Genomic DNA, 12,798 nt, shown 5'->3' on the forward strand with positions numbered 1-12,798 from the left:
GTAGCGGGCCGTGAACGTGATCTCGCAGAAGGAGGGCGCCGTGAGAAGGTCCGCGCCGTCTCATCCGCTGGATCCGCTGGGCGAGGACGAGTTCCGTGCAGCTGCGTCCTTGCTCGCGAGCGCGCAGGGCGTCACGTTTCCGGCGTGGCGGCTTGCCGCAATCGAGCTGATCGAACCGGAAAAGGCTGCCGTCGTAGCCTTCGAAGCCGATGCCGACGCGCCGGCTCCGGAGCGGATCGTCGGCGTGAACTGCTTCGAACGGTCCTCCAACAAGACCTACCAGGCGCGGCTGTCGCTGACTCACGGGGTTGTCCTCTCCTTCACCCATATCCCTGGCGTTCAGGCGAACATGACCGTCGACGAGTGGGAAGAAGCTGACGGAGCGCTGCGCAGCCACCCGCAGGTGATCGCTGCGCTTGCCAAGCGCGGCATCACTGATCTGTCCCTGGTCTTCATGGACGTGTGGACCTATGGCCTGTCAATGATCCGGGAGGAGTACCAGGGGCGCCGGATCGGCTGGTCCGATACGTGGGTCCGTGCCCGTGCGGGCGCCAACCCCTATGCGGGGCCGGTCAACGGGTTCCACTGCGTCATTGACCTGGCTTCCATGGAACTGCTGGACATCGAGGACACTTTTGTGGTGGACCGTCCCGAGATCATGGGCGAATATGTCCCGGCGCTGATCCCGGACCGGCTCCGCGACGCAAGCACCCGCGAACCGCTCAAGCCGCTGGACATTGTCCAGCCCGAAGGCGTTTCCTTTCAGATGGACGGCAACAGGATCAGCTGGCAGAACTGGTCCATGCGCGTCGGGTTCAACTACCGCGAGGGGCTGACGCTGCACCGGGTCAGCTATCGTGACGGCGGCCGCGAACGGCCGATCGCGAACCGCCTGTCCTTCGCCGAAATGGCCGTTCCCTACCGGGATCCCAGCGATGACCACTACCGGCGCACCGCGTTCGACGTCGGCGAATGGGGTCTGGGATTCATGACGACCTCGCTGGAACTGGGCTGCGACTGCCTCGGGAAATCCGGTATTTGGATGCGGTCATGCACAATTCTGCGGGGGAGCCCTACACCATCAGGAACGCCATCTGCATCCACGAAGAGGATGGGGCGGTGTTATGGAAGCACATCGATCACGACGGCGGCATGGAAGTGCGCCGGATACGTCRACTGGTGATTTCTTTCCATGTCACCGTGGCCAACTATGAATACCTGGTGTACTGGCGCTTCTACCAGGACGGGAACATTGAGTGTGAGGTGAGGGCCACCGGCATCATGGTGGTCAGCCATTTCGGCGAGGGCCAGCAGCATCCGAGCGGAACGCTGGTGGACAACCGCACCTACGCACCCTTCCACCAGCACTTCCTCGTGGCCCGGCTCGACCTGGACATCGACGGCACCGCAAATACCGTTTACCGTTCGGAAACCGCGATGGTCCCGATGGGTCCGGGCAATCCGTACGGGCTCGCCTTGCATCAGAACAAGACCCCCATCACGACCGAGGGGCACGACGACTACTCCTGGGAGACCCAGCGGGCCTGGACGGTGGCGAACGACAACTCGGTCAACGGGCTCGGGACCCCGGTGTCGTACAAGCTGGTGCCCGGCGCAGCTTTCCCGTCGTTCTTTGACCCGGCATCTCCGGTTTTCCAGCGTGCGGAGGTCATCGGGCACACGGTATGGGTGACGCCCAACGATGCCGCGGAACGCTGGCCGGCCGGCGAGTTCGTGAACCAAGGCACAGGCGGGCTGGGAATGCCCGAATGGGTGCGGCAGGGGCGGTCCGTGGAAAACACCGACGTCGTCCTTTGGTACGTCTTTGGCATTCACCACATCCCGCGGCCGGAGGAGTGGCCGGTTATGCCGGTGGACACTGTCGCGTTCTGGCTTAAGCCGGCCGGCTTCTTCGACCGGAACCCGGCGCTGGACGTTTAGGCGGCCCGGGCCAGGGCGTGCCGCCAGAGGCACGTCACTGAAGTAGATTTGTCGGAGTCGAGGCAGCATTTTGGGACCAAAGAACAGGGGATACGTGTGAGCAGGCTGGACGGAAGATCGGACGGAACCGATGCGGACTTCGCGGCAACGCGCCTCACGGAGCCGGCGTATCCGCAACTGCGGCTCAACAGCGCTGCCCTCGAGAACAACATCCGGGTCATGGCGGCGTGGTGCCGGGATCGGGGCGTGGAACTCGCACCGCACGTCAAGACAACGATGTCGGCACCGATCATCGAGCGGCAGTTGGCGGCCGGCGCCGTCGGCGTCACTGTCGCCACCGTGGATCAAGTCGCCTCGGCACTGCGCTGGGGTCATCAGCGCGTCCTCGTCGCCAACGAGATCGTCGACAGGTCCGGACTAACGCGTGTCCGTGCCTGGCTGGAGGAAGATCCCGCCCGGGAAATCCGCTGCTTCGTCGATTCGGCAGCAGGGGTGAAGGTGGCTGCCGAGATCTTCGACGGCGCGGCGGCCGACCTGGAGGTGCTGATCGACGTCGGAACCCCCGGCGGGCGCACCGGCATCCGCAGCCTGTCCGAGGGTCTGCGCCTGGCCGGGCTGGTCCGTGTCACGCCGGGACTGAGGCTGGTGGGTGTTGCCGGGTATGAAGGCGTCGTGCCCAACAGCCGCGCTGAGGATACGGTCACTGCAGTTGACCGGCACTGCCGGCTGGTGCGGGACGTCTATCTGGAAGCGGCGGAGTTCTTTGAAACCGCCACTCCCATCTACTCCATGGGTGGGTCGGCGTTCCCTGACCGCGTGGTTGAGTTCCTTCCCGACCGCGGCCAGGTGCCCGGAACGCGAATTCTTCTCCGATCGGGCTGCTACGTCACCCACGACCACGGCACCTATGCCGCCGTCAGCCCCGTTCCGGGACTCATTCCGGCGCTCTCCGTTCGCGCGATCGTCCTGTCCACGCCCGAAGCCGGGTTGGCCGTCGTCGGCGCCGGCAAACGGGACCTTCCCTACGACGCCGGACTGCCCAGCGTCCTCTCGGTCCGGACCGCGGACGGAGCCCTCAAGCCCGCTACAACCGCAGCGGTGCGCAATCTCTTCGACCATCATGCGGTGCTCACCGGGGTGTCCGGAGTGGATGTCACCGACACGGTGGATTTCGGGATTTCCCATCCTTGTTCCGCGTTTGACCGCTGGCCCGACTACGTCCTCACCGACGCCGACGGGCAGGAGACGGACGTTTGGCAGACCGACTTCCGCCGGTCGTCCCTGGCCCCAGGCTACGCCCCGTCCTGACGCTCAATCCTTGAGCTGCCTGGTCAGCACTTCGAATTCCTCCACGCCCAGGATCTGCATGTGCTGCTCTGCGCTGGTCTCCGTGCGGATCTTGGCTGCGGCCTCTTGGCTGCCGGCGAGGGCCTGCTCGTCCGCCCACAGCGTGATTGACAATGATTTGCTGTCCTTCCCCAGCAGGTAGTAGATGCCCAGGCATCCCGGCAGCTGGAGCACCCGGTTGACGGTGTCCTCCGACGGTGCCCCGGAGCTGTCCGGGCTTGGCTGATACGTGCTGACGCGAGCGAACATGTGCATCCTCCTAGTTCCAGGTTCGACGGTTGGATCGCCTGCCGCCCCAACCGTTGAACCGGGAGCTGGATCCTTGCGATGTCGCGCCCTGGTGGCGGGCGGCCTGGTCTCCTCCCACCAGTAAGGACCCGCGGGCGCAGAAGCACAAGGCTCCTGTGCCGGTCTATCCGCCCTAGTCCGCCGGCCGCTGCTCAGCCGCCGGCGCCGATGGCCGCACGGGCGTTCCTCTTGAGCTCGGCGAGTTCCTTGCGCGCCACAAGGGCTTCGTCCAGGCTGATTGCCACGAACCTGGTGGATGTGCCGGGGGCGGCCCGGGCCACCAGATCCATGTCGGCGCTGATGACCGTCCCCACCATGGCGTAACCGCCACCGGAGACGGCATCGCGGTGCAGGATGATCGGTTGGGTGCCGCCGGGAATCTGGATGGACCCGACAGCGTATCCGGCATCAACAATGTTGGACGGGTCGGAACCGGCGCCGAATGGCTGTTCCCGCTCTTTCCACTGCACTCCGGGACCCGAGTACCGCAATCCCATCCGGTCCGCCACCGGAGTCACCTTCCACTCGCCGTTGAGCAGGTTGTCCAGTCCCTCGTCGGTGAGGCGGTGGTCATAGAGGCCCAGGACGATCCTGACCGTCTGCTCCTTGGAGAAGGCGGGACGGAATTCTTCCGGAACAGTATCGGCGTCGGGCACGGCTCCGCCGTCCAGCGGGCTACCGACTGGAACCTGGTCGCCGGCCTCCAGCTTGCGGCCGTGGAATCCGCCGATTGCGCCCAGACTGTAGGTGGACCGGCTCCCGAGCACGGAGGGGACATCGATGCCGCCCCGGACCGCGATGTAATACCGCGTGCCGCCCTGGATGACGCCGAAGCTGAGTTCGTCGCCAGCCTTCAGCTGCAGCCGGGCCCACTGGGGCCGGGCTTCGCCGTTGACCTTGACTTCAACCGGTGCCCCAGTGACGGCGATAAGGGCATCCTGGTCGGTGGACAGTACAGGGCCCAGGTAAGTGCATTCCAGGACGGCTTCCTTGGCAGTGTTGCCCACCAGGGCATTGCCGAGTTCGGCAGAGTATTGGTCCAGGGAACCGCTCTGCGGGATGCCGACGTTGTAGTGGCCGGTGCGTCCCTGGTCCTGGACCGTGGTGGCCAGCCCGGGGTTCCTGATGTCAAACGCCATTGAGGGCCTCCATGAGTTCCTGGTTGTAGCCTGCGGGGTTCGCCAGCGCCCTGGACAGATCAAATGTCACGGGCACCTGCCGGTAGTGGAACGTTCCGGCGGAGATCTCAGACTGGATGGTGTTGTATTCGGCCTCGGTGACGGGCTTGAACTTCACGATGTCGCCCGGCTTGAAGAACACCATGAAGTCCTTGAAATCGGCCAGGGACTGGGCCGGATCGAAGATGGGGGCGGCAGCGACCCCGAACATCTGGTAGCCGCCGGCACCCCGCACGGAGTAAATGCAGCCGAAGCAGCCGCCGTGGCCCACGGTCAGTTTGGGGGTGTCGGTGCGGGGACTCAAATACTTGGGCACTTCGAGTTGTTTCTCCCGCTCCACCAGTTGGAAGAGGAACGGCAGGCCGGCGACGAAGCCAACCATGGAGACAAGCCACGGTTGCTCATGGTGGCGCTGGATGAATTCGGCGGCATCCTTGAGGTTGTTGACCTTGGCTGCGTAGTCAATGTCGGTGCCGCCGGGCTCCTGATGGAATCCTTCGCGGAATCGCTCCGCCACTTCCGCCGTGAACGGGTCTTCGTACCAGACCGGGACCTCGACGATCCGGGTTTCCAGCGAATGGTCGTGATGGTGCGCAAGATCCCCTTCAATGGCCCGGACGGTCTCTTCCAGGGTCGACGGCGGCAGGACATCGGGATCGAACCTCACCAGCAGCGAGGCGTTGGCGGGACAGACGTCCACGATGCCAAGCAGCTGCATGGCCGAAAGTTTCGCTGCTATCGACATCACCCTGAAGTTGGCCGCCAGGCTCATGGACTCCGCGACCTCAACGAACAGGAATTCGTCTCCGCCCCAGGTGTAGCGGGCCTCCATCACGGCGGGTTCCGCGCTGCTGCTCATTGTGCCTCCATCAGATCGGGGACGGTTTCAAGGAATTTGGAGTGGTGGGTGACGGCTACGAATTCGGGCCGGCTCAGCAGTTTCTTGTGCACCGGGATGGTGGTCTTGACCCCTTCGATGCGGGTTTCATCCAGGGCCGACAGCATCGCCTCAATGGCCGCTTCGCGCGTGTCCGCATGCACAATCAGCTTGGCCAGCAGGGAGTCGTAGTACGGAGTGACCGTGGAACCGGCCTCCACCCCGGTGTCTACCCTGATGCCTGCGCYCGCGGGCCAGTCCATGGCGGTGATGAGGCCAGGGCTGGGGAAGAAGTGGTGGTCGGGGTCCTCCGCATTGACGCGGCATTCGATGGCGTGGCCATTGAATGCGATGTCGTCCTGGCGGAGGGACATCGCCCCGGTGAACGCGATCTGCAGCTGTTCGCGGATCAGATCGACGCCCGTGATTTGCTCCGTAATCGGGTGCTCAACCTGGATGCGGGTGTTCATTTCGATGAACGCCGCTTCATGGTTGACCGGGTCATAGAGGAATTCCACCGTTCCGGCGCCGCTGTAGCCGCACTCGCGGGCGAGTTCCACGGAGGAATCCCAGATCCTCTGGCGGACGTGGTCGGGGAGGTCCGGCGCCGGTGCTTCTTCAATGACCTTCTGGGAGCGCCGCTGCATGGAGCAGTCGCGGTCGCCGAGATGGATGAAGTTTGTTCCATCGCCGAGGACCTGTACCTCCACGTGACGGGCATGCTGCACAAAGCGTTCCAGGTAAACGGTGGGATCGCCGAAGACAGCAGCCGCTTCGCCGCGCGTCTGCTCAATGGATTCCAGAAGCTTGCCTTCGCTGTGCACAAAGCGGATGCCCCGGCCGCCGCCGCCGGCRGAGGCCTTAATCATGAGCGGGTAGCCGATGCCGCGGGCGATTTCTACGGCGTCGGCCGCCGGATCGAGGGGGCCGTCCGAGCCACGGAGCACGGGGACGCCAGCCTTCCGGGCCGATTCCCTCGCCAAGGACTTATTGCCCATCATCGCGATGGCGTCCGCACGCGGCCCCACCCAGATCAGGCCAGCATCAGCGACCTTCCGGGCGAAGGCCGCATTCTCGGAGAGGAACCCGTAGCCCGGATGGACGGCATCGCAGGCGTTGTCCACGGCCGCGGCGACGATGGCGTCCTGGTTCAGGTAGCTGGCGGTGGCAGGCGCCGGACCCACCACGACGACGTGGTCAGCGGACCGGGCAGCCAAGGACTCGACGTCGGCTTCGCTGGCAACCACGAATGTTTCGATGCCCATTTCACGGGCGGTCCGGGCAATGCGCACGGCGATCTCGCCGCGGTTGGCGATGAGCAGTTTCTTCATGGCTATCCTTCCCGGACGACGACGATTGCGTCGCCTGGGTTGACCATGTCGCCCTCGTTGACCTCAAACGACTCCAGGGTGCCGGCCACATCGGACTGGATTTCGGTGAACTGTTTCATGATTTCGATAATGCCGAGGGTCTGTCCGACCTCGATGGCGTCGCCTTCATTGGCGAAAGGCGGCTTGCCGGGGCCGGGCTTGCGGTAGAAGACGCCGGGGAGCGGGGAAATGATGGTTGCCACGGGATGCTCTCTTTCAGGTGGTTTGGATAGATCGGTTCAGCCAAGGACCGCACGCACTGCTGTGGCCACTGCGACAGAATTGGGTGCGTCGGAGTGGACGCAGATGCTTTGGAACTGGATGTCCAGTTCGGTGCCGTCAACAGCGAGGACTGGCTTGCCCGCCAGCGCCCTGCTGACACGCTCGGCCGCGGCGTCGGGATCGGTGGGCGCCGGGCGGCGCTGGATCAGCAGCTCACCGCCCGGGCCGTAGTTGAGGTCAACATAGAGTTCGGGCACGAAGTCCACCCCCATGGCCCGGCACACGCTTTCGTGGGCGGTCCCTGCGAGCCCGAAAAACGGAACGCCGAACTGCAAGGCTGTGCCGGCCGCGGCTTGCATTAGTTCCTCGTCGCCGGCCAGCATGCCGTAGAGGGCGCCGTGCGGCTTAATGTGGTTCAGTTTCAGCCCGTGCTTTGCGAGGAACGCTGTCAGGGCCCCGGTCTGGTACAGGATGATCGACTCTACCTCCGCCGGGGTGAGCACCATTCGGCGGCGTCCAAACCCCACAAAGTCCGGCAGGCCGGGGTGCGCTCCGACTGCCACGCCGTGCTCTGCAGCCAACGCCACGGTCCGTTCCATGACGTCGGGATCGCCGGCATGATACCCACAGGCCACGTTGGCGACGTCGATGATGCGCATGAGTTCTTCGTCATTGCCGAACTCGTGAAGGCCGAGGCCTTCGCCCATATCGGAGTTCAAGAGCACCCGCCCTGAAGTGTGGGGAGAGGCCTCGGGAGAGGTGTCGGGGGTCACATTGGTTTGCATGAATGCAACGCTACTCAGCAATTCACGCGCCCGATATTGTGCAGGTCGCTGAATCTGCAGGCATGACTTATGGTTGTTGCACTGTCCGGCGGGGCGTCCCGCCATAGTTGGAGGGCCCGTGCGAATTTCAGACTTAGCCGACAACGCCGATCTCAACATCCGACTCCGTGTTGCCGGCGGCGAAGGCCGCCTGGCCCGGCCCATCACTTGGTGCGCCCCCACCGAACACATGGACCCCACGCCCTTCCTTAGCGTGAACGCCTTGGTGCTGACCAACGGCATGGGCCTGAACGTCAAGGACTTCCGGACCTGGGACGCCTACGTGGAACGGCTGGTTTCCGTCCCCGTCTCCGGTCTGGCGTTCGGCTTGGGCGCGGCCCACAGCGAGCTGCCGGCCGGCCTGCTCCGTGCCTGCGAGGTGCACGGCCTGCCATTGTTGGAGCTCGCGCCGCAGGTGCCCTTTGTGCTGGTCATGCGGCACGTGGAGCGGGTCATCGCTGCCGAGCGCTATGAGGAGTTGCGGAAGGGGTGGGAACTGGCGGACCAATGCACCCGGTTGGCGGCCGACGGACATTCCTTGGCGGAGGTGCTGGCGAGGGTGGCGGACGCCATTAATGCGAGGGTGGCCGTGATCGACCAGAATGCCTTCGAACTCGTCTCGGCGGGCGCGGCTCACGGAGGGACCGCGCGGACCGCGCTGCGCCTGCCCAGCGGTGAATCCGAGCAGTTCAGGCTTGCCATCGAGGGGATCGGGAGCAACATTGTGCTGCAGCCCATCCTGGGCCCCGTGGCCGCCGTCATCGCTATGCAACTTAGCTATACCCTCGGTTCCCATTCGCCCCTGCATTCCCGGGAAGCCGCACGCTTTATGGAAGCCCTATATGAAGACCGCGGCGAGCCGTCCGTGCCGCTGCGCCGCTACGCCCTCGAATCCGGGTTCGATCCTGACACGGACTGGGGTGCGGTGCTCATCGGCACCTCAGAAGAGGTGGCCCCCGCAAAGTTGCGCGCCATCGCATGGCGCGCCCGGGTGGGACTTCAGGCCGGGTTCGGCACGGTGAGGTTCATGGAAGAAGCAGGGCTCACGACTCTCTTGCTGCAGCAGGGGCACGCGCAGGCCGACCTGCTGGATGCCGCCCGGGCGTTCTTTACGGACGTCCCGGAACTATCCGTTATTGTCTCGGAATCCGCGGGCCTCAGTGAACTGCCGCTCGCGCTTCAGCTTGCCCGCCGTCACCTGGGACAGCCCGGCGTGCACCAGGCGCCAACGGCCGATCTCGCCGGCATTGTGCAGGGATTGCCCAGCCCGGGGCTGGTGGCAATGTGCCAGCGGCTGCTGGCTCCCTTGGCCTCCGACGGCGGCAGTTCGCTGCGGGAGACCTTCGACGCGTACCTGCGCCACAGCGGGAACTCCGCGAAGATCTGCGACGAGCTCTTTATTCATCGGAATACGCTCAGCTACCGGCTGCGGAAAATCGAGGAGCTGCTGAAACTGGATCTGTCCGATGGCGAAGTCCGCGCCACGTGCATGCTCGCTCTCGGGATTGTTGCGTCCGCCCGCTAAGGCGAATGTGCAGCTTGCACGAAAAGCAGTCTCAATCTTGGGAGTAATGCCAATGTGACACTGTGAGACGGATCACTAATCTCAACTCATGGGCTCCTCAACTCATGGGTTTGGAGCCCCACGGTTGGGCTATTGATTGGCGGACGGCGCGGGCCCGTATGGCCTCCCGCTTCCACCCACTGATTCGACTGACTGGAGGATTCACTTGCAGTGTCACACCGGGGTCCTGAAGGCGCTGCTTTCCCGCACGCACAGTACCGGCTTCAGTCTGATGGATTCGACCTCCCGGCCGTCCAGGACGCCCTTAAGGAGCTGTACCGCAGTCCGCCCGATATCCAGCATGGGCGAGCGGACTGAAGAGAGCGGGATGGGCAGTTCCGCGGCCAGCGAGGTGTCATTGAAGCCAACCACCGCCACGTCGCGGCCGACGCCGAGGCCATGGGAACGCAGGGCTCCCATGGCGCCGATGGCCGCGAAGTCGTTGACGGCGAACAGTGCAGTCGGGTGGGAGTTGCCGTGAGCCAGGATGGTCTCGGCCGCTTCCCGTCCTCCGCCGGTATCGAATCGGGACCACACAACGGCGTCAGGGGGAATCTTCCCGCCCAGCGCACGCCAGCGGTCCACGAAACCGGCCGTCCGGTCGACGGCCGTGCTGGCATAGGGCTCGCCGGCGATCACGGCGACGTCCCGGTGCCCCATGCCCCACAGGTGGTCGGCCACAAGCTCGCCGCCAAGGACGTCGTCGCAGGTGGCCGATGGGAAGCCCGGGACGCGCCGGTTCATGAGCACGAACGGCACTTTCCGGGAGGCGAGCTCCCGCAGCAGGCCGCTGTCCAAGTGTGCATCGCCGATGATCAGCCCGTCCACGCGTCGGGCCAGCATGGACTCCGTTTTGCGGCGCTGCTCCTCGGGCTCATCGCGCGAGTTCATGACAAACGTGGAATAGCCGAGCTCCGCCGCGGCTTCGTCGATCCCCTCGTACATAATCGCCAGAACGAGGTCCGAAAGCCGGGGAACTATCACGCCCATGAGATGCGTGCGCCGCGTCCGCAGGCCGGCGGCCTGCGGGTCGGGGGAGTAGCCGCGCTTCCGAGCGAGCTCACGCACGCGTTCGGCGGTAGCTACGGAGGCTGCCCCGCGCGCCACCTCGGAGCCCGAGTGCAGGATCCTGGATACGGTCGAGGGGTGGATGCCGAGCTCGCTCGCGAGATCCTTCAGCGTGATGGTGCGGCCACCGGCCGTGCTCTCTTCCATTCAGTCCCCTGCCTCAGCTCAAAAGGTCGTCATCACCAAGGGTGCCTGATAATGCCCGGATCTTTGGTCCAGGCACTCTTGACGTGTCGCACCTCACATTCTATAGTCAATCAGACGGCGTACCCAATCGATTGGGTAGACGGAATCCCGGGAGCCGGCGGCGAAGTATTTACCCCCCTGAAACTTCCGGGAGCATCTGCAGGAAACATGGCAGGGATAACTTTTAGCCAACAACCCAATCGATTGGGTAAGTGCGCGGAAACAGTTGCAGAACAAACGGAGTGGACATGACCGYCACAGATTCAGTTGGCCCCCACGTGGTCCTGCTGGCCACGGGAGGAACGATTTCTTCCCGCGCGTCTGAGGCCGGCGGAGCCGCGGTGGCGTCCGACACGGGGGAGCAGGTGTTTGCCAGCATGGGAGTGCCGGCGGCCCATCCGGTCCGCGTGGTCGACGTTTTCCGGAAAGGCTCGTACCTGCTGACAGTCGACGACATGATCGCCATCTGCGCCACGATCCGGCAAGTATTGGCCGATCCGCAGGTTCTGGGCGTCGTGGTCACCCACGGGACGGACACGATGGAGGAAACGGCCTATCTCGTTGACCTCACCCACGATGATCCCCGCCCGGTGGTATTCACCGGAGCGCAGCAGGCTGCCGACGCCGACTCCCCTGACGGTCCTGGCAATCTGTCCCGCGCGATCGCCGTCGCCGGTTCTCCGCGGGCGCGGGGAACCGGTGTGCTGCTGGCGTTTGCCGGGACTATCTTCCCTGCGGCCGGCGTCCGCAAGCGCCACACGACCAGCCTCGACGCCTTCGCCAACCCGGACTTCGGAACCGTGGGATCGGTGTCCGACTCTGGCGAGGTCGAAATCCAGGCGGTACGGCCCGGATCTTCCCCGTTGCCCCTGCCGGGCGCGGACGCCGGTTCGCCGCGCGTGGACCTCGTTGCTGCCCACCCCGGAGCTGACGCCACCCTCCTGCGGGCCGCTCGGCAGGCCGGGGCCGCAGGGATCGTGCTCCAAGGGACGGGAACGGGCAACGCAAACCGCGTGCTGTGCCAGGAAGTCGCCGACGCCACCGCGGCCGGCGTCGTGGTGGTGACGAGCACCCGCGTGGAAGCCGGTGCCGTAGTGCCCCGCTACGGCGACGGCGGCGGCGAGGATCTGCGCGCTGCCGGTGCCATCCCCGCCGGGCTGCTCAAGCCATCCCAGTCGCTGGTCCTGCTGAGCCTTCTGCTCAGGCTCGGCACTCCCGCCGACGGGATCGCGGACGCCTTCGCCCGGAGGGGCACGCTCGCTGACTAGTTCCCGCCCAAAGCCAGGCCTCACCAACAAGCCACAGCCCAAAGACAAACCTCAACAAGAAGCCAAACCTCAACAAAAGCGCAGTGAAAGGTTGATCTCATGACTAAGGACATCCAAGTCGCGTTCGGCGTGGACGTGGACGCAGTTGCCGGAATGCTCGGCTCCTACGGGGGCGAGGACTCGCCCTGCGATATCTCCCGCGGCTTGTTCAGCGGCGAGGTCGGCGGCCCGCGCCTCATCCGGCTTTTCGAGAAGTACAGCCTGCCCGCCACCTGGTTCGTGCCGGGCCACTCGATCGAGACCTTCCCGGACCTGACGCGGATGATCGTCGACGCCGGGCACGAAATCGGCGTGCACGGGTACTCGCATGAAAACCCCATCGCCAYGACCCGCGAGCAGGAGACGGCCATCCTGGACCGGTCAATCCAACTCATCGAGAAAGTCTCCGGCCGACGGCCCACGGGCTACGTTGCTCCCTGGTGGGAATTTTCCCCGGTCACCAACGAGATCCTGCTCGAACGCGGGATCAAATACGACCACTCCCTGATGCACAAGGACTTCGAGCCCTACTACGTCCGGGTCGGCGACAGCTGGAAGAAGATCGACTACACCAAGGCTGCCGAAACCTGGATGGAGCCGCTGGTCAGGGGCACGGAAACCGACCT

General features: G+C 64.9%; 11 protein-coding genes and 1 pseudogene. 5 read left to right on the forward strand and 7 right to left on the reverse strand.

Going from position 1 to position 12,798, the window contains the following annotated elements:
* The first annotated feature begins 40 nt into the window (after positions 1–40).
* Together AC1D1W_RS17265 and AC1D1W_RS17270 are read left to right on the forward strand one after the other, a co-directional pair.
* A pseudogene (locus AC1D1W_RS17265) lies at positions 41–1,941 on the forward strand (primary-amine oxidase).
* A 96-nt stretch (positions 1,942–2,037) separates the two neighbouring features.
* A complete protein-coding gene (locus AC1D1W_RS17270; RefSeq protein WP_476944331.1) occupies positions 2,038–3,249 on the forward strand; it encodes an alanine racemase in 1,212 nt (403 codons plus the stop codon).
* Positions 3,250–3,252: 3 nt separating this feature from the next.
* On the opposite strand, the gene AC1D1W_RS17275 is transcribed toward AC1D1W_RS17270, so the two are convergent.
* The 6 genes from AC1D1W_RS17275 to pxpA all read right to left on the reverse strand — a co-directional run bounded on the left by AC1D1W_RS17275 (position 3,253) and on the right by pxpA (position 8,008).
* Positions 3,253–3,537: a hypothetical protein gene (locus tag AC1D1W_RS17275; protein ID WP_243177860.1), complete on the reverse strand. Its 285-nt coding sequence runs from the start codon at positions 3,535–3,537 to the stop codon at positions 3,253–3,255.
* Between the two features lie 191 nt (positions 3,538–3,728).
* On the reverse strand, positions 3,729–4,715 hold the full coding sequence (locus tag AC1D1W_RS17280) for a 5-oxoprolinase subunit C family protein (protein WP_243177859.1): 987 nt from the start codon (positions 4,713–4,715) through the stop codon (positions 3,729–3,731).
* Positions 4,705–5,613: a 5-oxoprolinase subunit B family protein gene (locus AC1D1W_RS17285; RefSeq protein WP_476944332.1), complete on the reverse strand. Its 909-nt coding sequence runs from the start codon at positions 5,611–5,613 to the stop codon at positions 4,705–4,707. The genes AC1D1W_RS17280 and AC1D1W_RS17285 overlap by 11 nt, the downstream gene beginning before the upstream one ends.
* Entirely contained in the window at positions 5,610–6,962 is a 1,353-nt protein-coding gene (locus AC1D1W_RS17290) for an acetyl-CoA carboxylase biotin carboxylase subunit (RefSeq protein WP_476944333.1), read from the reverse strand. Before AC1D1W_RS17290 ends, AC1D1W_RS17285 begins: the two co-directional genes overlap by 4 nt.
* A 2-nt stretch (positions 6,963–6,964) precedes the next feature.
* The gene (locus AC1D1W_RS17295) at positions 6,965–7,204 is read right to left on the reverse strand and encodes an acetyl-CoA carboxylase (protein ID WP_243177856.1); all 240 of its coding nucleotides are present in this window, start codon (positions 7,202–7,204) and stop codon (positions 6,965–6,967) included.
* A gap of 36 nt (positions 7,205–7,240) precedes the next feature.
* Positions 7,241–8,008, reverse strand: a complete 768-nt coding sequence (gene pxpA, locus AC1D1W_RS17300) for a 5-oxoprolinase subunit PxpA (RefSeq protein WP_043435476.1) — start codon at positions 8,006–8,008, stop codon at positions 7,241–7,243.
* 118 nt (positions 8,009–8,126) lie between these two features.
* Between pxpA and AC1D1W_RS17305 the strand changes: the two genes are divergently transcribed.
* The gene (locus AC1D1W_RS17305) at positions 8,127–9,572 is read left to right on the forward strand and encodes a PucR family transcriptional regulator (RefSeq protein ID WP_243177854.1); all 1,446 of its coding nucleotides are present in this window, start codon (positions 8,127–8,129) and stop codon (positions 9,570–9,572) included.
* A 213-nt stretch (positions 9,573–9,785) separates the two neighbouring features.
* Here AC1D1W_RS17305 and AC1D1W_RS17310 read toward each other — a convergent pair whose 3' ends face one another.
* A complete protein-coding gene (locus AC1D1W_RS17310) occupies positions 9,786–10,826 on the reverse strand; it encodes a LacI family DNA-binding transcriptional regulator (protein ID WP_243177853.1) in 1,041 nt (346 codons plus the stop codon).
* Positions 10,827–11,113: 287 nt separating this feature from the next.
* Here AC1D1W_RS17310 and AC1D1W_RS17315 point away from each other — a divergent pair, with 287 nt between their 5' ends.
* Together AC1D1W_RS17315 and AC1D1W_RS17320 are read left to right on the forward strand one after the other, a co-directional pair.
* The gene (locus tag AC1D1W_RS17315) at positions 11,114–12,133 is read left to right on the forward strand and encodes an asparaginase (protein WP_476944334.1); all 1,020 of its coding nucleotides are present in this window, start codon (positions 11,114–11,116) and stop codon (positions 12,131–12,133) included.
* Between the two features lie 99 nt (positions 12,134–12,232).
* A partial coding sequence (locus tag AC1D1W_RS17320) for a polysaccharide deacetylase family protein (protein ID WP_476944335.1) occupies positions 12,233–12,798 on the forward strand: 566 nt, incomplete at its 3' end.

The organism is Arthrobacter sp. P1_B4 (genome assembly GCF_056406555.1).

Bases quoted from the DNA above. Each gene is read 5' to 3' on its own strand.
- AC1D1W_RS17280 (WP_243177859.1), bottom strand. From the start codon at position 4,715: ATGGCGTTTGACATCAGGAACCCCGGGCTGGCCACCACGGTCCAGGAC.
- AC1D1W_RS17310 (WP_243177853.1), bottom strand. From the start codon at position 10,826: ATGGAAGAGAGCACGGCCGGTGGCCGCACCATCACGCTGAAGGATCTC.
- AC1D1W_RS17285 (WP_476944332.1), bottom strand. From the start codon at position 5,613: ATGAGCAGCAGCGCGGAACCCGCCGTGATGGAGGCCCGCTACACCTGG.
- AC1D1W_RS17275 (WP_243177860.1), bottom strand. From the start codon at position 3,537: ATGTTCGCTCGCGTCAGCACGTATCAGCCAAGCCCGGACAGCTCCGGG.
- pxpA (WP_043435476.1), bottom strand. From the start codon at position 8,008: ATGCAAACCAATGTGACCCCCGACACCTCTCCCGAGGCCTCTCCCCAC.